The sequence below is a fragment of the Nonomuraea sp. bgisy101 genome, assembly GCF_057708945.1.
The window spans coordinates 85,242-106,226 of the sequence record NZ_JBYITD010000032.1 but is presented as its reverse complement, the minus strand read 5'-3'; the positions used below and the strand labels follow the sequence as shown (position 1 = coordinate 106,226).

The window sequence follows — 20,985 nt, the reverse complement described above, 5'->3', positions numbered from 1 at the left end:
GAGGTGACAGTGGAACCGGCTGAGATCATCCCGCACTCCGGTGGAGTGATCGGGGCCTCATGGCTGATGATCGCACTGCCCCTCTTGGGCGCGGCGATCCTGTTGCTCGGCGGCCGCCGTACCAACGGATGGGGCCACTACCTCGGCGTCCTGATGTCGCTGGGTGCGTTCGTCGTCGCGGTGCTTGCCTTCCTCCAGCTCGATGGTGGTCGTTACAGCATTCACCTGTACGACTTCATTCCCGGCATCGCGGACATCAGCCTGCTGGTCGACCCTCTGTCGATCAGCTTCTGTCTGCTGATCACCGGTGTGGGCTCGCTGATCCACATCTACTCGATCGGCTACATGTCGCACGACCCGGACCGGCGCAGGTTCTTCTCCTACCTGAACCTGTTCGTCGCGGCCATGCTGCTGTTGGTGCTGTCGGCCAACTACGTCGGCCTGTTCATCGGCTGGGAGGGCGTCGGTCTCGCCTCCTACCTGCTGATCGGCTTCTGGCAGTTCAAGCCGTCCGCGGCGGTCGCGGCCAAGAAGGCGTTCATCGTCAACCGCGTCGGCGACTTCGGTCTGCTGATCGCGATGTTCATGATGTGGTCGACGTTCGGCTCGCTCGCCTTCGGCGACCTCTCCGCCAAGGTCGGCGAGGCCTCGCAGGGCACGCTCACCGCCATCGGCCTGCTGCTCCTGCTCGGCGCCTGCGGTAAGTCCGCCCAGCTGCCGCTGCAGTCCTGGCTTCTCGACGCGATGGAGGGCCCGACCCCGGTCTCGGCCCTCATCCACGCCGCGACCATGGTCACCGCCGGTGTCTACCTGGTGGTCCGCTCCGGGTTCGTCTTCGAGGCCGCGCCCACCGCGCAGCTCGTCGTCACCATCGTCGGCGTGGCCACGCTGCTCGCCGGTGCGATCATCGGTTGCGCGAAGGACGACATCAAGAAGGGCCTGGCCGGTTCGACGATGTCGCAGATCGGCTACATGATGCTGGGCGCGGGCCTCGGCCCCGCCGGGTACGCGTTCGCGATCGGCCACCTGATCACGCACGGCTTCTTCAAGGCCGACCTGTTCCTCGGCGCCGGCTCGGTCATGCACGGCATGAACGACGAGGTCGACATGAGGAAGTACGGCGGCCTGCGCAAGTACATGCCGGTGACGTTCGTGACGTTCTTCATCGGCTACCTGGCGATCATCGGCTTCCCGCTGCTGTCCGGCTACTTCACCAAGGACGGCATCATCGAGACGGCGATGCACCACAGCGCCGTCCTCGGCTGGCTGGCCGTCCTCGGCGCCGGCATCACCGGCTTCTACATGTCGCGGATGGTCTTCATGACCTTCTTCGGCGAGAAGCGCTGGGCCGCCAACGCCCACCCGCACGAGTCGCCCGCCGTGATGACCTGGCCGCTGATCATCCTGTCGATCGGCTCGATCTTCCTGGGCGGCTACCTGATCCTGGGCGGCAGGCTGATGGAATTCCTCGCCCCGGCGGTCGGCCGGCCCGAGGAGGTCCCGCACTTCGACCCCTTCACCACGCCCGGCCTGGCCACGCTGGCTCTCGTCGCCGTCGGCGCAGGCATCGCCTGGATGAAGTACGGCAGGGTGCCGGTTCCCGAGACCGCTCCCCGCGGCTCGTTCCTCACCACCTTCGCCAGGCGTGACCTGTACGGCGACGCCCTCAACGAGACACTGCTCATGCGTCCGGGCCAGTGGCTCACCCGCATCGCGGTGTTCTTCGACAACCGCGGAATCGACGGCCTGGTCAACGGGCTGGCGGCGGCCGTCGGCGGCACGTCGGGACGGCTGCGCCGGCTCCAGACGGGCTTCGCGCGGACGTACGCGCTGTCCATCCTCTTCGGCGCCGCACTCCTGGCCGGCGCTCTGCTCCTTGTAGGGAACCTGTGATGCCCTGGCTTACGATCCTGATGGCGGTGCCCGTGGTGGGCGCCGTCCTGGTGGCCCTCACGCCGAAGGGCAACGGCAAGCTGGCCAAGCAGCTCGCGCTGGGCGTCTCGGTCGTCGTGCTGGCGCTCACCATCGCGATGGCCGTGCAGTTCAGCCCGAAGGGGCCGCGCTTCCAGTTCGTCGAGACCTACGACTGGATCCCGCGTTTCGGCGTCCACTACGGCGTCGGCGTCGACGGCATCGCGCTGGTGCTGATCGCGCTGTCCGCGGTGCTGGTGCCGATCGTGGTGCTGGCCTCGTGGAACGACGCCGACGCCCCGCACGCCAAGTACTCGGTGAAGACCTACTTCGCGCTCCTGCTGGTGCTCGAGGCGATGATGATCGGCGTCTTCGCGGCGACCGACATCTTCCTGTTCTACGTCTTCTTCGAAGCCATGCTGATCCCGATGTACTTCATGATCGGGTCGTACGGCGGCGCGCAGCGGTCCTACGCGGCCGTCAAGTTCCTGCTCTACTCGCTGTTCGGCGGCCTGCTCATGCTGGTCGCGGTCATCGGCCTCTACGTCATCGCGGGCAAGAACACCTTCATGTTCCCCGAGCTGATCGGGGCCATCCAGGACCCGACGACGCAGAAGTGGCTGTTCGCCGGCTTCTTCTTCGCCTTCGCGGTGAAGGCGCCGCTGTGGCCGTTCCACACCTGGTTGCCCGACGCGGCGGCGCAGGCTCCGGCGGGCGCGGCCGTGCTCCTGGTGGGCGTGCTGGACAAGGTCGGCACGTACGGCATGCTCCGGTTCTGCCTGGAGCTGTTCCCCGACGCGTCGAAGTACTTCACCCCGCTGGTGATCGTGCTGTCGGTGGTCGGCATCATCTACGGCGCGATCGTGGCCATCGGCCAGACCGACATGAAGCGCCTGATCGCCTACACCTCGATCTCGCACTTCGGCTTCATCGCCCTCGGCGTGTTCGCGATGACGAACGACGCCGGCGCCGGCGCCACGCTGTACATGGTCAACCACGGCTTCTCGACCGGCGCGCTGTTCCTGATCGCCGGGTTCCTCATCGCGCGGCGCGGCTCGCCGTACATCGAGGACTACGGGGGCGTGCAGAAGGTCACGCCGAAGCTGGCCGGCGTGTTCCTCATCGCGGGTCTGTCCGGCCTGTCGCTGCCAGGCCTGTCGTCGTTCGTCAGCGAGTTCATGGTGCTGCTCGGCACCTACGAGCGCTACATGGTGCCGGCGATCATCTCGGCGACGGGCGTGATCCTGGCGGCCATCTACATCCTGTGGATGTACCAGCGGATCGCGGGCGGTCCGACGGCCGAGCCGGTCAAGGAGTTCAAGGACCTCAACCGCCGCGAGCTGTGGGTGGTCGCCCCGCTGATCGCCCTGATCATCGGGCTCGGCTTCTACCCCAAGCCGCTGCTTGACGTGATCAACCCGGCCGTGGACCACACCCTGGTCTCCGTCCAGGTGGAGAAGTTCACCCCGGCGATTGCCGAGAAGGGGGCCGGACAGTGAACGGCACCATCCAAGCGCCGACGATCGAGTACGGCCTGCTGGCGCCGATGCTCGTGATCTTCGGCGCCGCGATCATCGGCGTGCTGGTGGAGGCGTTCGCGCCCCGCTACCTGCGCAAGTCGATCCAAGTGCCGGTGACGCTGCTCAGCATGGCCGGCGCGTTCGTGCTCGTCATCTTCCAGGTGATCAGCGGGTTGCCGTCCTCCGCCGCGGCGATGGGCGCCGTCGCGGTCGACGGCCCCTCGCTGTTCTTCTGGGGCGTCATCCTCGTCCTGGCGTTCGTCAGCACGCTGCTGGTCCTCGACGACGACAACTTCGTCGCCTCCGCCGCCGCTGTACCCGGTAGCGCGGCCGAGGAGGAGGCGGAGATCACCGGTGGCGCGCACACCGAGATCTACCCGCTGATCCTGTTCGCCGTCGGCGGCATGCTGCTGTTCGCGTCGGCCAACGACCTGCTGGTGATGTTCGTCGGCCTCGAGGTCATGTCGCTGCCGCTGTACCTGCTGTGCGGGCTCGCCCGCCGTCGCCGCCTGCTGTCGCAGGAGGCGTCGATGAAGTACTTCCTGCTGGGCGCGTTCTCCTCGGCCTTCTTCCTGTACGGCATGGCCTTCGTCTACGGCTTCGCCGGCTCGGTCGACCTGGCCAAGATCAGCCAGGCGCTCGGCACCGTGGGCGGCATGGACACGATGCTCCTCATCGGTCTGGCGCTGCTCGGCGTCGGCCTGATGTTCAAGATCGGCGCCGCGCCGTTCCAGGCCTGGAAGCCTGACGTCTACCAGGGCGCCCCGACCCCCATCACCGCGCTCATGGCCTCGGGCACGCTCGTCGCGGCCTTTGGCGCGGTTCTGAGGGTCTTTTGGGTGGCACTGGGCAACCTCGACTGGGACTGGCGTCCGGTCATGTGGGGCGTCGCCATCCTGACGATGGTCGTCGGCGCGATCCTCGCGATCACCCAGACGGACATCAAGCGCATGCTGGCCTACTCCTCGATCGCGCACGCGGGCTTCCTGCTCATCGGCGTGATCGCGACCAGCACGCAGCCGGAGGGCAACTCCTCCACGCTGTCGGCGATCATGTTCTACCTGCTCGTCTACGGCATCTCCACGGTCGGCGCGTTCGCCGTCGTCACGATGGTGCGCGACGCGGGCGGCGAGGCCTCCCACCTGTCGCGCTGGGCGGGGCTCGGCAAGCGGTCGCCGATGCTGGCGGGCGTCTTCGCCTTCTTCCTGCTGGCCTTCGCCGGCATCCCGCTCACCAGTGGGTTCTTCGGCAAGTACGCGGTCTTCGTCGCCGCGGTGGCCAACGGCGCGACGCCGCTGGTCATCGTCGGTGTGATCACCTCCGCGATCGCCGCGTTCTTCTACGTTCGCGTGATCGTGCTGATGTTCTTCAGCGAGCCCGCGGCCGACGGCCCCACCATCGCGGTGCCCTCTGCGGCCACCGCGGCTGTTATCACTCTGGCGGCAGCGGTTACGGTAGTGCTGGGGGTTTTCCCGCAGCCTGTCCTGGATCTCGCCGACAAGGCTGCCTCTGCCTTGTTCATCCGCTAAGGGGTTTATATGTCTGCGCCACCGGTTGTTGATCTGCCCATCGACGATGAGCGGTTGGCGCAGGACCTGGCCAGTGGTCTCGCGTCCGTCGAGAAACTGCTGCGCACCTCGGTCGAGAGCGAGGACGCCTTCGTCACGGAGGCGTCCAAGCACCTCATCGAGGCGGGCGGCAAGCGCTTCCGCACCATGATGGTGCTCCTGGCCGCGCAGTTCGGCGATCCTTCCGCGCCGGGCGTCGTGCCCGCCGCGGTTGTGATCGAACTCACCCACCTGGCCACCCTCTACCACGACGACGTCATGGACGAGGCGCCCGTCCGCAGGGGATCCCCCTCGGCCAACGCCCGGTGGGACAACACCGTGGCCATCCTCACCGGCGACTACCTGTTCGCGCAGGCGTCGGAGATCCTCGCCGACCTCGGCGCCGAGGCCATCAAGATCCAGGCGCAGACCTTCTCCCGCCTGGTACGCGGGCAGATCCGCGAAACGATCGGCCCCGCCGAAGGCGTCGACCCGATCCACCACTACATCAGGGTGCTCGCCGACAAGACCGGCTCCCTCATCGCCACCTCGGGACGCTTCGGCGGCCTGCTGTCCGGCGCGCCCGCCGACGTCGTCGAACGGCTGTCGAGCGCGTGCGAGGCCATCGGAGTCGCCTGGCAACTCGGCGACGACCTGCTGGACGTCGCATCGGAATCCGCCGAGTCAGGCAAGACGCCCGGCACCGACCTGCGCGAAGGAATCAGGACACTGCCCGTCCTGTACGCGCTGGAGTCGTCGCCGTCCGCGCGGCTGCGGGAACTGCTGGCGGGCCCGGTGGCCGAGGACGACGTGGCGGAGACGCTCGAACTGCTGCGGGCCGACCAGGGGATGGTGCGAGGACGGCAGGAACTGGACGCCTGGGTGAACAGGGCCAGGGCCGACCTGGCCACCCTGCCTGACATCCCGGCCAGGGCGGCCTTCCTCGCGCTGTGCGACTACGTGGTGGAGCGCTCGGGCTGACCCCGGGTTTGCGCTGCGCCCTCCTCGCTGCGCCGCCCTCGGGCTGACACCAGGGTTTTGCGCTGCGCCCTCCTCGTTGTGGCGCGCTCGGGCTGACCCTGCCGTCCCCCTGTCGTCGCGCCGCCGCCGGGCTTGGCGGTGGGGCTGGGCGGGGCGCCGTGACGGCGGGGACCGGAGTCCTGCTGGGCGAGGCGCCCTCGCCGGACGGTCAGCGGTGACCGGCGGAGGCGCCGGGGTGGCTTGCCGTACCGGAGGAGACGGGTTGCGGGTCCGCGCGGCGGGCCCGATGCGCCGCCCGGAGGCTGTCATAGGTGAACACCGCCAGCGCCAGCCACACGATCGCGAACCCGGCCCACCGGCTGGGCGGCATCGTCTCCTTCACGATCAGCACGCCCACCAGGAACTGCAGGATCGGCGCGATGTACTGCAGCAGCCCGATCGTGCTCAGCGGCACCCTGATCGCGCTGGCCGTGAAGAACAGCAGCGGCACCGCCGTCACCAGGCCGCCGCCCGCCAGCAGCAGCGCGTGCCACGGCCCGTGGTGGCCGAACGTCGAGCCGCCCGCCTGCTCCAGGTACACCAGGTAGGCCAGCGCGGGCGCCAGCAGCACCAGCGTCTCGACCGTGAGGCTCTCCGCCGCCCCGACGTTCGCCTTCTTCTTCACCAGGCCGTAGACGCCGAAGCTGATCGCCAGCGTGAGCGCGATCCACGGCAGCCGGCCGTAGTCGAGGGTCAGCACCACGACGGCCAGCGCGCCGAACCCGACCGCGACCCACTGCAGGACGCGCAGGCGCTCCTTCAGCAGGATCACCCCGAACAGAACGCTCACCAGCGGGTTGATGAAGTAGCCGAGCGCCGTCTCGACCACGTGGCCGGAGTTGACGCCGTAGATGTAGGTGCCCCAGTTGACGGTGATGAGCAGCGCCGCCAGCGCCAGCAGCCCGAACTGTCCCGCCCGGAGCTGCTTGAACCACGACCAGTGCCTGCGAACGGCGAGGATCGCCACCACGGCCACCAGCGACCACGCCATGCGGTGCGCGAGGATCTCGATCGGCCCCGAGGGCTTGAGCAGCGGCCAGTAGAGCGGGAAGAGTCCCCATAGCGCGTAGGCGGCGACACCATAGAGGACTCCACGACGTTGGTCAGGCATGTAACCAATTTTCGCCCCTTACTTCATTAAATACAAATGCGTATTGCTATCTGGGATGATGTAGGGACTCTTAAGTGTTGAGACGTAGGCTTGACGGAAGAGGAGGTGGATCATGGGCTGGCTGTTCGGCTCGCACAAGACATCGATGGTGAACCCCACGGACGCCCTTCCTGGACGCCCGACGCCGATACCCGTACCCGCGCGCCACGCGGTGCTCGACGCCCCACTCGTGGGAGCCGAGGGCGAGATCGCGGACTTCGGGCTCGGGTGCTTCTGGGGCGCCGAGCGGAAGTTCTGGGAGACGCCCGGCGTGGTGTCCACGGCGGTGGGCTACCAGGGCGGCTACACCCCGAACCCTACGTACGAAGAGGTATGTTCCGGGCTCACCGGACACGCCGAGGTCGTGAGGGTGGTGTTCGACCCCTCGAAGGTCTCGTACACGGATTTGCTCAAGGTGTTCTGGGAGGCGCACGACCCGACCCAGGGGCTGCGTCAGGGCAACGACGTAGGCTCGCAGTACCGGTCGGCGGTGTACGTCCACTCGCCCGAACAGGAGAAGGCGGCACTGGCCTCCCGCGACGCCTACCAGCAGGTGCTGACTTCGGCAGGGTACGGCGAGATCACCACGGAGATCGCTCCCGCAGGCGAGTTCTACTACGCCGAGGATTATCACCAGCAGTACCTCCAGAAAGTGCCGAACGGTTACTGCGGCATCGGCGGCACAGGCGTAGCCTGCCCGGTCGGCCTGACGTCCGGCGAGGCCTGAGCAGTGCCCTTACGTACGCCCCGGGAGCACCTGGAGGACATTCGCAGGCGGCCGGGGGCGTACGGCCTGGACGGCTCGTACCAGTTGTTCACGACGTACATCGCCGGATTCGATGCGGGCAGTGGCCACACCCTCCTGGAGGGTTTCAGGGAGTGGCTGATCGTTCAGGTGAATGGCGGTAACAATCTTGTCTGGGAGGCGCTGGTGCTCATGCTGGCGTTTCCCGGCGAGACTGGACCGTTCTCTTCCGAGCGGATGGATGAGGAGCGGAACGCGGTCGCTGTGGGCGTGCTCTTCGATGCGCTCGAACGCTTCCTGGCCGATCGTGATGGGCGGTCAGGTGGGCGGAACATGATCCAGCCTGCGTATGACCAGTGGCTCAGTCAGCAGCGCTGGACGCAGCCGTAGACGGACCATATCGATGAACACGCAGAGTGATCACGGCGACAATCTTCACTACAGGGTCAAGAGCAGACCGCCTACGGTGGCCCGACGCGCGTCGGGGCGGTCGCTGGCCGCGCTGCGGCTCTCCGGCCGGTCGCGGCCAGCGCCGCCCACGCGCATGACCACCGCCACGAAGGACCCGAGACGGCGAAACTCAACAACGAAAGGGACATCAACGCGCGTATCGCATTTCCAGCTCGTCCATTGCGAGGTCCCAGAAGGACCTGTAACGCTCAGCGCCGGGTTTCCATGGCGCGAGATACCAGGCTTCCCACTCACCTTCAGCGGTGCGGACGTGGGGATTGAGGAGAGCCACTCCGTCATCCCAATACCCGGCCAGAAGGGTGTCGGGCACATACTCCCCTCTGTAGTGAATGGAGTCCTGCTCCAGTCCGTAGACGAAGTAGAGCTCGTCGGGCACGCTCCATGAGTTCTCCTGCTTGGGTGCTGACCAGCTCTCGGCGATCGAGGGATCGACATCACGGAGCCAGCCGACTTCTTCGACACGCAGCAGGCAGCAGTCATCGTCGCTGCCCCACCCATTGGCGAACAGGAGAAGCTGCCGGTAACTCGGCGGCAGCTCCACGCCCAGCCGCTCTTCAAGCTCGCGGACCTCTGCTTCGGTAGCCGGGGGATACAGATCGCCGAGCGGACTGACCGCCGGGTGATCAGAACCCTCGGTCACCGGATGCTTTGCAGGGAAACGTTCCGACCATGCGTACCGGGCACTCATCGCGAGAAGATATCCCGTTTCGAGTGGCTGCTGCACGTGCAGCACAAAGCTAGGGCTGCCCCTCCCGATAACCTCCACGTGTGGGACATACGCGAGATGATCAAGCTATGGCGTCTATCGATGCTTGGCATCCCGCAGGTCGCCCAGCACACCGGACCACAGGAGCGCCGCTCTCCATCGATCTGGCACGAGGAGATATGAGCCGCGACGTCGCAATCGGCCTGGAGTTCAAACACGACATCGATTTCGTGGACATCCTCGATCGGCTCGCCCGGGCGGGTTGGGAATTGCTCCGCGAAGAAGACGCCATCTGGTACATGACCGACTATGACTGGAAGCACTTGCCGCTGGACGGCCTGGCTGAGGCGAAGCGCGACATGCGCACCTCTTATGAGGCCGGGGCGGCGGTCGGCATAACCACCAGGCTGCCCGACGGGGAGACCTTCGCGAACGTACTGTTCCACGAGGCAAGGACGTCGGTCTCCCTGATCCCCCTGCTGGATTACCGCACCATCGCGCACATGCCGGAGTTCGTCGATCTCGGCTGGTATCTCGAGAGGTTCCTGGCGTCATGCAGAGATCTGCCCATCGTACGAACGGAAGCCAGCGACCAGCGGTGAAGAGTCGAACCGGCCGGTGACGTCCGGCGACGCGTAGGCATACGTAGCGGCTGGTGCTTGTGCAGAGTGAGGGCCAGCATTTTGCTACTTCGAGTAGTAAACTGAGCCTGTGAGTATGCCAGAGCGGGACTTCGGCCCGGGAGACGGTCCGGCCGCCAAGGTCAGTGTGTCTCTGAGAACGGGCAACATTCGCGCTGTCCGAGAGCGAGTCGGGGCCCGCGGGTTTTCCGCCTATGTTGATGCCGCTGTGGAGCGCCAGATCGAGCGGGATCTCTTGGAGGAGGCCCTGCAGGCTAACGAGGCCGCTTCTGCGCCGATCCCGCAGTCTTTGCGTGATGAGGCGGCGGAGTTGTTCCGCCGCGTCAAGTCCGCGCCCGAACTCCAAGGGGAGGACGGATGGCGCGCGCACGAAGCCGGTTGAGCGCGGGCACCGTCGTTCTCGATTGCGAGGGGCTCGTGAAGTGGTGCGAGGCCGACCAGCGGGTGACAGCGTTCGTACGGGAGGCGCAGGACAACGACTTTCGGGTCGTGGTCAGCGCCATGACACCGGTCGAGGCACAAGACGTCCGGGTCAAAAGCGATCGTCTCAGGTGGTATCTGTCCCGACTGAAGATCGAGCCGGTGACCGAGGACATCTCGTCTCGAGCGATCGAGCTTCTTCGAGATGCCCGCCTGCACGGTCACAAGTACGCCATCGACGCTGTGGTCGCGGCCACCGCACTGCGCTCCGTGCGCCCTGCCGTCGTTCTGACGTCTGACGAGGACGACATGAGCAAACTGTGCGGGAAGGCAGTGCAAGTGGTCCCTGTCTGAGACTGCTTGAGGGCCGAGCGGGAGTCTCCGGAACTACCGCGGGAGGCGAACCACTAGCACCAGCAGGGCCTTCCGGCCCCAACACCCCGGCCTTGACCATGTACTCACGGCTTCGCGGTGGGGCGTTCCAGATCCACAAGCACGTCCAGGGGGACATGTGGCGTCCTAGACGAGTAAGTCCTAAGTCGTTTGGGCTGCGGGAACAGCGAAGGGTGTCGACGATCTGTTTGTGACGACAGACATCAACACCTTTCTCACCGCACTGTACGTGAAGATCGACGACTGGCTCGGCACATCACCCCGCAGCGGACGACCACCGAAGCTGACCGACGCCGAGTTACTGACCCTGGCAGTGGCCCAGGTCCTGCTCGGTGTCCGTTCCGAAGCCCGCTGGCTGCGGTTCGTCCCCCGACACCTGCCCGGCGCCTTCCCCTACCTGCCCGGCCAATCCGGCTACAACAAACGACTGCGCCGCGCCCTGCCCCTGCTCCAGCGCGCAATCCGGGTCTTGGCCCGCGACACCGACCTCTGGGCCGAACTGGTGTGGGTGGTCGATTCCACCCCGGTCGAATGCGGCCGTTCCCGCCCCACCGCGCAGCGCTCGGACCTGGCAGGATGGGCCGGCTACGGCTACTGCCGCTCCCACTCCCGCTGGTTTTGGGGCTTGCGGCTCCACCTGATCTGCACGCCGGCCGGACTGCCGCTCACCTGGGCCCTGGCCACTCCGAAGATCGACGAACGGCAGGTGCTGATGGCCATTCTCGATCACGATCCTGACCTGCTCGTCGACCGGCCCGGGCTGCTGATCGTCGCCGACAAGGGTTACGTGTCGGCAGAGCTGGACCGCTACCTGCAAGAGCGGGGAGTACGGCTGCTACGGCCTTCGTATCGCAACCGCATGCCCCGCCCGGGCGAGCAGTTCCTCAAGCCCATCCGTCAGCTCATCGAATCGGTCAACGACACTCTGAAGGGCCAGCTCGATCTCGAGCTTCACAGCGGACGCAGCCCGGAGGGAGTCGGCGCGCGCATCGCCCAGCGGATCTTGGCGTTGACCGCCGCGATCTGGCACAACCGCGCCACTGGCCAGCCCATCACGCGATCACTGATCGCCTACGACCACTGATCAGACTTAGGACTTACTCGTCTAGCGCTGCACCGCGACTCAGCGGTGTTCCCTGATCGCCTGTGTTCAGATCGTGTTCTGACTTACCCTGGATGAGTGAGTGCCAGCCATGCCGACGCCGTCACGTTCTCCGACCTGTCGAGAAACCCCCGGGCCGTTGCCGAGCGCGCGGCACGCCTGGGACGTGTCCGAGTCACGCATCGGGACGCCCCCGACTTCTACCTCACGGCGGTAGACCGTGAGGAGGAGCGCGATCAGACGCTGGCCACGGCGTCCCGGCTCTTTCTAGCCTTGATCAAACACGATCCCGCCGCGCGTGCATTGGTCCTCGCCATGCCTGAGGTCTTCCCCTGGGTGCGCCACCTTTCTCCGGAAGAGCTTCGCGCCTTTACCCTGGAACTGGTTGAGGCGCTCTCCGATGCCGCGGAGTTGGACGTTGATGTCACCACTCAAGAGGTCATCGCAGGGTGGCGGGCAACCGCTCGGATCAAGGCTGGCCCTGAACGCTATGCCGAGGCCCGCAAGCCGACCGTAGGTGACTTCGGGCCGGTGGAGGCTTCTGCGTGAGCCCGAAACGCGGCGATCGCGTTACGGTGCCACCGCCGGATGACGAGTGGGACGTGCGGTTCGGCACCAGCGACGCGGTCAGGGGATGGGAAGAACTGTGCCGTCATGCCCTGGCCAATGCGCGCCGACGCTTCGAGGTCCTGCGTGCTGATCCCCGTTCACGTTCAAGCCGTGACCGCCAGCATCGCCTACGCGGCGATCTCGCGACTCATCGTCACAATGGCAAGGACCTGGAGCAGTGGGAATTCGAGGTCACCAGCGGCGGACGTGTCCGCTATGTCATAGATGACGTCTCTCGCACTGTCTGGGTGGTCTACGCATCGCCTCGACACCCGAAGGACACCGACTAGGCGGCTATTGATGCGCTAGTCGAAGTGCTACCACCAGCAGTCCCTGTACAAGGTGCCCGACGGTTACTGCGGCATCGGCGGCATGCCGCGGAGGGCGGTTGTGGCCGAGGCCGGGTGGCGAACCGGCGCCGGCGCCGGTCGATCTCGCCGGCCACCTCGTGCCCCGGCGGCCAGGGTCTCATCGAAGGTGTCAGGGGTGGGGGATGTGCTGGTCGATCAAGGTCTGGGCCGCAGCCGCGGCGCGGCCGGCGGGGCCGGTCGGGCCCAGGGTGGCGGCGTTGGCGTAAAGGCCGGAGATGATGAGCATCAGCATGTCGGCCAGGGCGTCCGCGTCGGTGGCGCGTGCGGCCAGAGCCAAGGTGTGCAGGCGTCGGCGTAGCTGGCCGAGGTGGGCGACGGCTTCCTGGCGGCCGGGATGTGCAGGGTCACGGAATTCCGCCGAGGTGTTGTAGAAGGTGCAGCCGTGGAAATCGGGGATCTGGACGCTTTCTTGCGCGAGTTCGACAACCATGAGGAGCTGGCGGGCGGGGTCGCCCTCGTAGGCGGCCAGCGCGTGATCCATGTGTGACCACGTTTCGGCGTCGAGCTCGCGCACCCATGCGGCGACCAGGTCGTCCTTGCCGGCGAACTCCCGATAGAGCGCGCTTTTGCCGAGCCCGGTCTCCTCGACGACCTCCTGCATGCCCACCGCCCGGGCACCGCGCTCACCGAACAGGCGGGCTGCTGTCTTGAGGATGCGCTGCCTGGTGCCGGGCGCCGGTCTACGCGTCACCGTCGTCGGTTCCTTCCGCGTTCTCGGGGGCTTCTGAAATCTGCCTGTTGACACAGTATCGCTGCGCTCCCAACAATGGACCGATCGGTCCGGACCGATCGGTCCGCTATGGATTGGAGCACTGTTCTCATGACCGAGGCTGCGGCCGTCGGTGGTGTCAAGAACGTCGGCCTGCTGCTCGCGATGATGTCGCCGGTCTCGTCGGAGGCTGCACCGGCGATGGCTCCGCTCTCGTGCTTGCCCGCCTGGCGACCGCCGTCACCGCCACCGTGCTCGCGACCCAGAGCGACGAGGGCCTCAGCGGCTGCCGCGCCGGCCTGTGGACCGTTGTCGCCATCACCCTGCTGCGCGCCGCGGCCATGAGGTCCGCGTCAATCCGCTGAACAGCATCGAGAAAGGAAACACACATGCGCATCTACACCGCAATCGCCACCTCTGCCGGCCGTGACGGGCGGGCGGTCTCCTCTGACGGCAAACTGGACGTCCAGCTCGCGCTCCAGAAGGAACTGGGCGGCAACGGCGACGGCACCAATCCCGAGCAGCTCTTCGCAGCGGGCTACGCCGCCTGCTTCGCGACGTCGCTGAAACTGGTGGCGGGCCAGAAGAACCTGGACGCCTCCGACGCGTCGGTCACCGCCGAGGTGGGGCTGTCCCCCAACGGCAAGGGCGGCTACCAGTTGGATGCCACCCTGCACGTGGAGCTACCCGCGGGCCTCTCTCCCGAAGAGGCCCACGACCTCGTGGAGACCACCCACCAGGTGTGCCCGTACTCCAACGCCACCCGCGGCAACATGCGAGTCAACCTGGTCATCGACCAGTGATCGTCATCGGTGGGGCCGGGGTCTCCCGCCGAGCCCCCCGAGATCCCCGGGTGGGCGGCACCGAAGCCCCTGATGGCAGCAGGTGATCAATCCGGCTGCCAGGGGCTTCACCCCCGCTGCCAGGGGAACCGAAGGCCCGCGATCATGCGTAGATCAGCGAGCCGTAGTCCGGGGATGAAGGACGCACGCCGGGCTGTGCCTCGCCTTGCTCAAGCATGATCCCACCGCGCGTGCCGATGCTTCGAGGCGCTGCGGGCTGATCCCCGTTCGACTCCAGCCACGACCGGCACATCGCCTACTCGGCGACCTCGCGACTCATCGTCACAGCGGCAAGGACTTGGAGGATTCCAGCGGTGGACATGACCCCCGAGGGACACCGACTAGTCGGTGCCGGTGGGGAGTGAGAGGCCGGCGTAGACCTGGTTGAGGACGGTGGGCAGCAAGGCCTGGGCCGTGGTCCTGCCGCCGGGCGACAAAGTCAGGTTCGTCCAGATCACCAGCGTGACCTCGTTGTCCATGTCCCGGCCGATGAAGGAATTGAAACCGGGCAGCTCACCGCCGTGGTAGTACATCGAGGCGTTCGGACCGAAGCGCTGGTAGGCGATGCCGTACCCGTACTTCTTCCCGTCGGGCGGCGCGGCCGGGTCCTCGGCTTGCGGGCTGTGGAGCCACTGCCGTTGGAACGCCGGGTTGAGGACCTTGCCCGTCACCAGGGCCTGGATCCAGGTGGCCAGGTCGTCCGCGGTGGAGATGACGCCTCCGGCGGCGGCGGCGTAGGAGGGGTTCTGGTGGGTGTAGTCCACCGGCCGGAGCTTTCCGGACCGGGCCGCCGCCTGCATGTCGGCGGGGTAGGGCCGGTCGACCAGCGCGTAGGCCGTTCCGCCGTACATGTAGCCGTGCGAATAGGGCAGGGGGAGGGACAGGTCGTCGGCGGCGGGCAGCGAGGTGCCCGCCAGTGCGAGCGGGGCGAACAGCCGGTCCCGGAACTGCTGGGCCAGCGGCCGGCCGCCCGCCTTCTCGGCTACGAGACCCAGCAGCACGTAGTTGGTGTTGCTGTACTCGTAGGACGTTCCGGGGGCGAAGGTCGGCGGACGCCGGAACGCGATGTCCAGCATTGCCTGCGGCGTCTGGGCCTTGCCCGGATCGGTGTCCATGGTCGCCGCCAGCTCGGGCGCGTCGGTGTAGTTGTAGAGTCCGCTGCGCATCTTCAGTAGCTCGGCGATGGTGATGTGTTCGCCGTCGGGCACTCCAGGAACGTAGGCGGACACCGGATCGCTCAGCCGGAGTTCGCCGTCCTGGGCCAGGAGGATGATCAGCGCCGAGGTCATGGTTTTGGTGTTGGAGGCGATCCGGAAGTGGTCGCGCGTGGTGGGCGGTCTGGCGGTGCCCAGCTCGGTCGTGCCGACGGTGGCCCGGAAAGTTCCCTGTGGGGTGCGGAGCAGGATCACCGCGCCGGGAACCATGAGTTTCTTCGCCGCACGTTCGACGGCGGACTGGAACACGGTCGGATCGATCGGCTTCAGCGCCGAAGCGCTCGCCGTCACCGTAGGTGTGGGCGACGCGTTGGAGAAGGTCGTGAAACTCGCCTCTGGGGTGAAGACGTAGCCGGCGATCAGTAGGACAGCGCTCGGTGCCAGCAGAGCCATGTGGCGGGCGGTACGCGCTACACGGTGACCGGCTTCTCCATGACGCGTACGGTTCGGCGCGCCGCCGTCAGCTCGGGAGTCCCTCATGTCGGCATCACCGCCCCCACGCGTGGCGGTTCGGTGCCGCAGTCAAGGTGAGAAGAAAACAGATGCGGCACGACCGCGGAGGCCAAAAGGAAATAAGTTGCGTAATTTTATCATCTTTTCGGCACGCCTCATTGGCCATTGTCGTGCCGGCCAAAGCGCTACCACCGGAGAAGAATCCCGGCGGCTACTGCGGGACCGGCGCCCCCTGTATCAACGCAGGTGGCCCCTCGACCTGGTGCCCGACCGGTCACTCGGCCGATGGCCTGCTTGGGCCTTTAATCGAGATGCGCTCGCTGGGCGAAGGGGTCCCAGCGGACAGTGATGAGTCCGCCATAGTGCCTGGCCAGCTTGCGACGTAGATCCTGGTCGAATCCGTTCACTTCGAGAACGGCACGGTTGAGTTCCGGTTCGATCCCCATGCCCAGAGAAGACTCCGCTTCTTCCATCGGACCGTCCTGCGCCTCCATCAACGTCGTCAACTCGGCCTGGCTGTTCTCCGCCATTTGCGGCTGGGGGACGATGCTGAATCGGATGCTCTTCCCGTCGGACCAGTACGCCCCAGAGACGGGTGGGGCGGCCAGCTCCCGCCCCCGCGCGGTGACATACGGTGCGACGAGCCGGTATGGCTCGTGCAGGATGTACGGCGGAGCAAGATCGTGCGGGTAGGTCTCGGCCCGCCGCCGAGCGATCTCCAAAGCGCGATTGAACGGCTCGATGCCCTCGTAGGACCTGAGCAGCACAACGTCGACCGGCGTGAAGTAGACCTCAACCGCGTCATTCGTCGCAGGCTGCACGATCACCCGTCCGTCTCCCGGAAGGAACATGGGTGCCGCCGCGACGACGTAGACGGCGAGAATGGTGAAGATCAACCTTAATCGCATGCGCCATGAGTGTAGGTGCGTGTCGGAGAAGATCGTTGCCTGGCCGCAGCCTTCTTTGCGGTCGCACGGTGGCAATGAGGGCATGTGCAATCGTTCGTGTGGGCCGTCAGCCGCAGATCAGCGAGGTCGCGCTTGCCGGCGGGCTTGCGCACGGTGGTGGCGCCGCCTGTCACAGGCCCAGTCCGCCAGCCGTCCCGCGAAGCCCCGGCCGGCGAAGACGTGCCGGATCGGGGTGGCCAGGTAGGCCGACAACAGGCGCTCGTCACCCCGCCCCCTGGAGCCGGCGGATTCAGATGAGGCGTTCCAGGAAGACCGTGATGGTCATGATCGTGATCCCGACGACGATCAGGTCGACAGCCCATCGCAGATTGCGGTTCTTGGCGCTGGCCACCTGGACGAATTGGAGTGCGTCAGAGGCGATGATCAGGTCGTAGTCGCGGGTCTCGGCGTTCAGCTGCTCGATCAGCGCCTGCGGCGTGGGCGCACTGGCGTAGGAGAGGATTCTCGGTTCTCGCTTGGAGGAGAGCGGCCGGATGGTGACCAGGATCAGCATGACCGCCGCGGACAGCAGGATCAGCGCCACGATGACGCCGAAGCGACCGATGCCGGGAAAGCGGGCCGGGCCGGTGAGGATGAGGGTGACGACCGCACCGTAGGCGACGCCCGCCCAGGACAGCAGGAGGCCTGCTCTTTGCTGGCTGGCGCTTATCACTTCGGCGCGGGCCACGTTGGCGGCGGCGTCGAGCCGATCTCTGACGAGCGGGGGTATGTCCGGGCTGCGTGCACCACCGTCGTCTCCGGAGTGAGCACCGGGTGCGGCTTGGTCGTGGTTCATGGTGACGGAGCCTTTCCGCGAGGTCGTGAACCGGCGGGACCGGACGGTGCACGAGGTGGGCGAGATGTGGGTCCCCTTCGACGCCGCAGGCGGTGGACGCAGGGGATGTGCCCCTGCCTGCTACGGATCCTCATGCGGTGGTGGCGCGCGGCGACGGCTCAGCACCGCCGCGATGGGGATCGCGGCCGACAGGCCGCTCAGCAGTACGGCGGCGAGCGCTCCCAGGATGGGCGGCGCGTTGCCGAAGGCGAGGCCGACGGCGGCGAGCGCTGGTCCCGCGTTGCGCACCGCCGCGACCCCGCCCATGGTGGTACGGCGTGCCGGCGGTCCGGTGGCCAGGGCCGTACCGAGCGCGAAGGCGAGGGCGGAGAAGACGAAGCCCGCGAGCAGGCTGAGCGAGCCGATCAGCGCGACGACGTCGCGCCAGTTGCCCACGAGCATGCCTGCCAGCACGATGAGGAACGTCACGTTCGACGTCGTGGCGGCCACCGGATGCCATGCCAGCGCTGTGGCAGGAGCGTAGTGTCGCACGATCAGTCCGACGGCGAACGGCACGAGCTGGAGGACCACCACGGTCAGCATCAGCACCGGGACGTCGAGTGCGACTCCGCCGCCCACGTCGGCCGCCTGGAGGATGAGGTTCACGGTGGGCCCGAAGGTGATGCTGCCGATGGCGGCCAGCAGGACTTGCATCGCCGCCCCCGCGACCACGTCCCCGTTTTGCACCATGCCGAGTTTCGCGCCGAACGGTCCGCCAGGTGAGGAGGCGATCAGGAGCAGCGCGACGAACGCCGCCGAGGGCAGGCCGAACAGCGCGGCGACGCCCCAGCCGAGGAGCGGGATGGCGACCAGGTTGGCCACCAGTACCAGCACGAGCAGCAGGACGTTCGCGAAGACGGCGCGCAGGGCCGGCAGCGTCGCGCCGAGACCCGCGGCGAACATGGTGGCCGCGATGAAGACGACTGTGACGGCGTTGAACAGCAGCTGCAGCGTGTCCATGAGGGTTCCCGGTCGTCGTGCCGGAGCGGTGTCGCCCTGGTCAGCCGGTGAGGTCGCCCAGCCAGCGCAGTGCGGTCAGTCCTGGCATGAAGCAGTATTCGCCGCCGCGCGTGACGACGAATCGCGGCAGGGAGAGCAGGCGTCGCCGTACGGGACGCCGGGGGATGGTGTAGTCGCCGGAGCCGTCGGCTGAGCCGACGACGGGGTCCTTCGCGTCGCCCGCGCCGAAGAAGACGCCGTCGTTCATCCATTCCGACTGGACGAACTCGAACTGCCGCCCGAGATGGGCTCCGACGAAGGCGAACATCAGCCCCCTGTCGGCCCCGTCGTCTTCCAGGACTCCGTCGGGCAGTGGCGGGCCGTACGCCGTGCCGCGCCTGATCATGCGGTGCAGCCTCGGCACGCCGGCGACCGAGGCATCACGGGGATTGCCGCGGCGGATGTGGCACCCGCCGGGGGTCGTGAAGCCGGCGGCATCGTCCTGCTCGAACAGGAACGTGTTGTTGCGCATGCGGTCGGCCCCGAGAGCGGGGTCGTCGTGCAGGGGGCTGAGCGCCAGCGGTGCGCCGCTGCGCCAGCGCCCCATGATCTTCGCTGCCAGCAGTTCCTCGTCCGCGGGGCCGGTGGAGTTGTCCTTCAGGTACCGCCGGAACAGGGCGACGCGCTGGTGAAGTTTGCGGAAGACCACGTAGGTGCCGTTGCGCCCGAGCACCTCGGGCTGCGGGGTCTGGATGCCGCCGAGCTCGTCAGGGTAGCCGAGCACGAACTCGCCGGCCTTCAGCGGCGTCTCCAACGGGTTCGAGCCGGCTATGCCGCTGCCCTCGACGGCGGGATGGCTGATGCCGTCGCGGTAGCCGAAGGGCTCGGTCTCGGTGGGGAGTGCGTGGCAGTTCTGGCGCCAGATCGCCGTCACGCCTGGCAGGGCTTCGTAGGCCGGACGGGCGCGGTCGACGGCGGCCTCCAGCTGCGCGCTGTCGGGCGCGAGTGCCACCAGCACCACGTGGACGTCGGACGTGCCGAGCGGGGGCTCCCAGTTCTCGGGGCTGCTCTCGCCGGTGTCGCCCAGCGCGCTGGCCCGTGCCGCCATGCCTTGCCGGAACTCCCAGGCGAAGGTGTCCAGCCATTCCTGCGGGACACCGAGCGCCTTGAGACCGTGGTAGGTGAGCGCGACGCTGACCCAGCTCTCGCCGAGTGGGCTCACCGTGTCGGCGGCCGAGGTCACCACGGCGCCGGCGCGCCGCATCAGCTCCCGCCCGTGGTCGCGGTCATCGATGCGGAAAAGGATGTAGGTCGCCGCGTACGGCGTCGGCCGCGGGCTGAGAACCCCGCGCTGGATGTCGTCGAGCTCGAGCTTGACGTGGGTGTCCTCGCTCACCTGGACCGGCCTCCCCGTGGCGCTACTTCGCCGAGACGATGTTGTTCCAGAAGGTGCGCAGGCTCTCGTCGACGCCGAACAGCGAGCTGAAGATCGTGGTGTCGGCGAAGATCACGTCACCGGCCCGGTCACCGCTGGGCGGCATCCACAGGAACATGTTGAACTCGGTGTTCCCTGCCTCGGTGAACGGGTGCGGCCTGGACATGTCGATCGGCTGCCTGCCCAGCACGTGGATGACGTTCGGGTCGTCGGTGGTCACGGCGTAGTGCGGCAGGTGCATGTGGAAGTTGAAGCTGGACACGCCTTCCAGCCACCGCTTGGTGTCCAGATCCCTGGTGATGGACAGCGGGGCGCTCTTGCCCCCATCCGTCACCGCGGGACGGAGCCCGTAGCGGTTCTCCACGGGCACCCCCAGGCCCGCCATCAGCGATCGGGTGTACCTGCCGAAGCGTTGCTGGCGGGGCACCAGCGCGTCGCCGTGGTGGTGGTACTCCATGTCGCGCACCGCCATGTCGTCGGAGGCGCCGACGTCGTGATGCGGTCCCAGAGCCAGGCAGGTTCCTTCGCGGGTGAGGAACTCGCGGAGGGCCTCGATCTCCGCAGGTGTGGCGTCCTGTCCAGTGATCATGTGGTCCAGCCCCCACACGAACAGGGTGTCGGTGTCCGCCAGCACCCGTTCGTCCAGCGGCGTATGGAACCCCGCCTGATCGACGCGTTGGTACACGGGCACGGGGTAGCCGGTGGTCTCCTCGACGAACTGCTGGAAGGGCAGCCAGCCCCAGAAGAAGAGCTCCAGTCCGCCTGCGATGCCCTGTTGGAAGCGCAGCGGATCCGACCATTTCGGGTCCTCGTAGGCCGGCCACGTCACGCGGCGCACTTCGGTCATCGTGGAGAACCGGTTGTCCAGCTCGGTCACATCCCTGCCTGCCTCGGCGGGATAGCTCCACGCCACATAGATGCTCAGCCGGCGCCGACCTGGGCTGTAAGGGCGCGGCACATGGTTCTGGTTGTAGGTGCGCGCGGTTCTGGACTCGCTCATCTCGT

The 20,985-nt window shown here is 67.1% G+C and carries 23 protein-coding genes; 14 read left to right on the top strand and 9 right to left on the bottom strand.

Annotation, left to right across the window (positions count from 1 at the left end; genetic code table 11):
• Positions 1 to 66 precede the first annotated feature (66 nt).
• Genes nuoL through AC3EO4_RS42900 form a run of 4 tightly spaced genes read left to right on the top strand, consistent with a single transcriptional unit; the run spans position 67 to position 5,959 of the window.
• Positions 67 to 1,893: an NADH-quinone oxidoreductase subunit L gene (gene nuoL, locus AC3EO4_RS42915; protein ID WP_431901467.1), complete on the top strand. Its 1,827-nt coding sequence runs from the start codon at positions 67 to 69 to the stop codon at positions 1,891 to 1,893.
• Positions 1,893 to 3,410, top strand: a complete 1,518-nt coding sequence (locus tag AC3EO4_RS42910) for an NADH-quinone oxidoreductase subunit M (protein WP_379577895.1) — start codon at positions 1,893 to 1,895, stop codon at positions 3,408 to 3,410. The genes nuoL and AC3EO4_RS42910 overlap by 1 nt, the downstream gene beginning before the upstream one ends.
• Positions 3,407 to 4,960, top strand: a complete 1,554-nt coding sequence (nuoN, locus tag AC3EO4_RS42905; protein ID WP_379577893.1) for an NADH-quinone oxidoreductase subunit NuoN — start codon at positions 3,407 to 3,409, stop codon at positions 4,958 to 4,960. Before AC3EO4_RS42910 ends, nuoN begins: the two co-directional genes overlap by 4 nt.
• A 9-nt stretch (positions 4,961 to 4,969) precedes the next feature.
• On the top strand, positions 4,970 to 5,959 hold the full coding sequence (locus tag AC3EO4_RS42900) for a polyprenyl synthetase family protein (RefSeq protein WP_379577891.1): 990 nt from the start codon (positions 4,970 to 4,972) through the stop codon (positions 5,957 to 5,959).
• Positions 5,960 to 6,167: 208 nt separating this feature from the next.
• Here AC3EO4_RS42900 and rarD read toward each other — a convergent pair whose 3' ends face one another.
• Complete coding sequence (gene rarD / locus AC3EO4_RS42895; protein WP_431901430.1) at positions 6,168 to 7,109, bottom strand: EamA family transporter RarD; 942 nt, start codon at positions 7,107 to 7,109, stop codon at positions 6,168 to 6,170.
• Between the two features lie 112 nt (positions 7,110 to 7,221).
• Here rarD and msrA point away from each other — a divergent pair, with 112 nt between their 5' ends.
• Positions 7,222 to 7,875, top strand: a complete 654-nt coding sequence (gene msrA / locus AC3EO4_RS42890; RefSeq protein WP_431901427.1) for a peptide-methionine (S)-S-oxide reductase MsrA — start codon at positions 7,222 to 7,224, stop codon at positions 7,873 to 7,875.
• 84 nt (positions 7,876 to 7,959) lie between these two features.
• Entirely contained in the window at positions 7,960 to 8,283 is a 324-nt protein-coding gene (locus tag AC3EO4_RS42885; RefSeq protein ID WP_431901426.1) for a hypothetical protein, read from the top strand.
• 208 nt (positions 8,284 to 8,491) lie between these two features.
• On the opposite strand, the gene AC3EO4_RS42880 is transcribed toward AC3EO4_RS42885, so the two are convergent.
• Positions 8,492 to 9,097: an SMI1/KNR4 family protein gene (locus tag AC3EO4_RS42880; protein WP_379577884.1), complete on the bottom strand. Its 606-nt coding sequence runs from the start codon at positions 9,095 to 9,097 to the stop codon at positions 8,492 to 8,494.
• Positions 9,098 to 9,249: 152 nt separating this feature from the next.
• Between AC3EO4_RS42880 and AC3EO4_RS42875 the strand changes: the two genes are divergently transcribed.
• From AC3EO4_RS42875 to AC3EO4_RS42850, 6 genes are all read left to right on the top strand, one after another.
• Positions 9,250 to 9,672: a hypothetical protein gene (locus AC3EO4_RS42875; protein ID WP_431901423.1), complete on the top strand. Its 423-nt coding sequence runs from the start codon at positions 9,250 to 9,252 to the stop codon at positions 9,670 to 9,672.
• A 247-nt stretch (positions 9,673 to 9,919) separates the two neighbouring features.
• The gene (locus AC3EO4_RS42870) at positions 9,920 to 10,093 is read left to right on the top strand and encodes a hypothetical protein (protein WP_431901422.1); all 174 of its coding nucleotides are present in this window, start codon (positions 9,920 to 9,922) and stop codon (positions 10,091 to 10,093) included.
• Positions 10,069 to 10,485 (top strand): type II toxin-antitoxin system VapC family toxin, encoded by a 417-nt coding sequence (locus tag AC3EO4_RS42865; RefSeq protein WP_379577878.1) that lies wholly within the window; start codon positions 10,069 to 10,071, stop codon positions 10,483 to 10,485. The genes AC3EO4_RS42870 and AC3EO4_RS42865 overlap by 25 nt, the downstream gene beginning before the upstream one ends.
• 229 nt (positions 10,486 to 10,714) lie before the next feature.
• Positions 10,715 to 11,608: an IS982 family transposase gene (locus AC3EO4_RS42860; protein WP_431901420.1), complete on the top strand. Its 894-nt coding sequence runs from the start codon at positions 10,715 to 10,717 to the stop codon at positions 11,606 to 11,608.
• Positions 11,609 to 11,704: 96 nt separating this feature from the next.
• A complete protein-coding gene (locus AC3EO4_RS42855; RefSeq protein ID WP_431901418.1) occupies positions 11,705 to 12,175 on the top strand; it encodes a hypothetical protein in 471 nt (156 codons plus the stop codon).
• Positions 12,172 to 12,525 (top strand): hypothetical protein, encoded by a 354-nt coding sequence (locus tag AC3EO4_RS42850; RefSeq protein WP_431901416.1) that lies wholly within the window; start codon positions 12,172 to 12,174, stop codon positions 12,523 to 12,525. The genes AC3EO4_RS42855 and AC3EO4_RS42850 overlap by 4 nt, the downstream gene beginning before the upstream one ends.
• 190 nt (positions 12,526 to 12,715) lie before the next feature.
• On the opposite strand, the gene AC3EO4_RS42845 is transcribed toward AC3EO4_RS42850, so the two are convergent.
• On the bottom strand, positions 12,716 to 13,297 hold the full coding sequence (locus AC3EO4_RS42845; RefSeq protein ID WP_431901413.1) for a TetR/AcrR family transcriptional regulator: 582 nt from the start codon (positions 13,295 to 13,297) through the stop codon (positions 12,716 to 12,718).
• 233 nt (positions 13,298 to 13,530) lie between these two features.
• Here AC3EO4_RS42845 and AC3EO4_RS42840 point away from each other — a divergent pair, with 233 nt between their 5' ends.
• Positions 13,531 to 13,680 carry a hypothetical protein gene (locus AC3EO4_RS42840; protein WP_431901412.1) on the top strand — a complete coding sequence of 50 codons (150 nt, stop codon included), beginning with the start codon at positions 13,531 to 13,533 and terminating at the stop codon, positions 13,678 to 13,680.
• Positions 13,681 to 13,704: 24 nt separating this feature from the next.
• The gene (locus tag AC3EO4_RS42835; protein ID WP_431901410.1) at positions 13,705 to 14,118 is read left to right on the top strand and encodes an organic hydroperoxide resistance protein; all 414 of its coding nucleotides are present in this window, start codon (positions 13,705 to 13,707) and stop codon (positions 14,116 to 14,118) included.
• A 380-nt stretch (positions 14,119 to 14,498) separates the two neighbouring features.
• Here the strand turns inward: AC3EO4_RS42835 and AC3EO4_RS42830 are convergent, their stop codons facing one another.
• The 6 genes from AC3EO4_RS42830 to AC3EO4_RS42805 form a co-directional block, all read right to left on the bottom strand.
• Positions 14,499 to 15,764, bottom strand: coding sequence for a serine hydrolase domain-containing protein (locus tag AC3EO4_RS42830; RefSeq protein ID WP_431901408.1), 1,266 nt, complete (start codon positions 15,762 to 15,764; stop codon positions 14,499 to 14,501).
• A 362-nt stretch (positions 15,765 to 16,126) separates the two neighbouring features.
• Entirely contained in the window at positions 16,127 to 16,732 is a 606-nt protein-coding gene (locus tag AC3EO4_RS42825; RefSeq protein ID WP_379577871.1) for a hypothetical protein, read from the bottom strand.
• A gap of 289 nt (positions 16,733 to 17,021) precedes the next feature.
• A complete protein-coding gene (locus AC3EO4_RS42820) occupies positions 17,022 to 17,567 on the bottom strand; it encodes a Pycsar system effector family protein (protein ID WP_431901405.1) in 546 nt (181 codons plus the stop codon).
• 120 nt (positions 17,568 to 17,687) lie between these two features.
• Positions 17,688 to 18,566 (bottom strand): bile acid:sodium symporter family protein, encoded by an 879-nt coding sequence (locus AC3EO4_RS42815; protein WP_379577867.1) that lies wholly within the window; start codon positions 18,564 to 18,566, stop codon positions 17,688 to 17,690.
• 40 nt (positions 18,567 to 18,606) lie between these two features.
• Positions 18,607 to 19,941, bottom strand: a complete 1,335-nt coding sequence (locus AC3EO4_RS42810) for a Dyp-type peroxidase (RefSeq protein WP_431901402.1) — start codon at positions 19,939 to 19,941, stop codon at positions 18,607 to 18,609.
• A gap of 22 nt (positions 19,942 to 19,963) precedes the next feature.
• Entirely contained in the window at positions 19,964 to 20,980 is a 1,017-nt protein-coding gene (locus AC3EO4_RS42805; protein WP_379577863.1) for a hypothetical protein, read from the bottom strand.
• Between the last annotated feature and the right edge of the window lie 5 nt (positions 20,981 to 20,985).

Excerpts from the sequence above, each read along its gene's own strand:
- nuoL (WP_431901467.1), top strand. The coding sequence starts at position 67 with ATGATCGCACTGCCCCTCTTGGGCGCGGCGATCCTGTTGCTCGGCGGC.
- AC3EO4_RS42910 (WP_379577895.1), top strand. The coding sequence starts at position 1,893 with ATGCCCTGGCTTACGATCCTGATGGCGGTGCCCGTGGTGGGCGCCGTC.
- AC3EO4_RS42900 (WP_379577891.1), top strand. The coding sequence starts at position 4,970 with ATGTCTGCGCCACCGGTTGTTGATCTGCCCATCGACGATGAGCGGTTG.
- rarD (WP_431901430.1), bottom strand. The coding sequence starts at position 7,109 with ATGCCTGACCAACGTCGTGGAGTCCTCTATGGTGTCGCCGCCTACGCG.
- msrA (WP_431901427.1), top strand. The coding sequence starts at position 7,222 with ATGGGCTGGCTGTTCGGCTCGCACAAGACATCGATGGTGAACCCCACG.
- AC3EO4_RS42875 (WP_431901423.1), top strand. The coding sequence starts at position 9,250 with ATGAGCCGCGACGTCGCAATCGGCCTGGAGTTCAAACACGACATCGAT.
- AC3EO4_RS42865 (WP_379577878.1), top strand. The coding sequence starts at position 10,069 with ATGGCGCGCGCACGAAGCCGGTTGAGCGCGGGCACCGTCGTTCTCGAT.
- AC3EO4_RS42835 (WP_431901410.1), top strand. The coding sequence starts at position 13,705 with ATGCGCATCTACACCGCAATCGCCACCTCTGCCGGCCGTGACGGGCGG.
- AC3EO4_RS42830 (WP_431901408.1), bottom strand. The coding sequence starts at position 15,764 with ATGGCTCTGCTGGCACCGAGCGCTGTCCTACTGATCGCCGGCTACGTC.
- AC3EO4_RS42825 (WP_379577871.1), bottom strand. The coding sequence starts at position 16,732 with ATGCGATTAAGGTTGATCTTCACCATTCTCGCCGTCTACGTCGTCGCG.
- AC3EO4_RS42820 (WP_431901405.1), bottom strand. The coding sequence starts at position 17,567 with ATGAACCACGACCAAGCCGCACCCGGTGCTCACTCCGGAGACGACGGT.
- AC3EO4_RS42815 (WP_379577867.1), bottom strand. The coding sequence starts at position 18,566 with ATGGACACGCTGCAGCTGCTGTTCAACGCCGTCACAGTCGTCTTCATC.
- AC3EO4_RS42805 (WP_379577863.1), bottom strand. The coding sequence starts at position 20,980 with ATGAGCGAGTCCAGAACCGCGCGCACCTACAACCAGAACCATGTGCCG.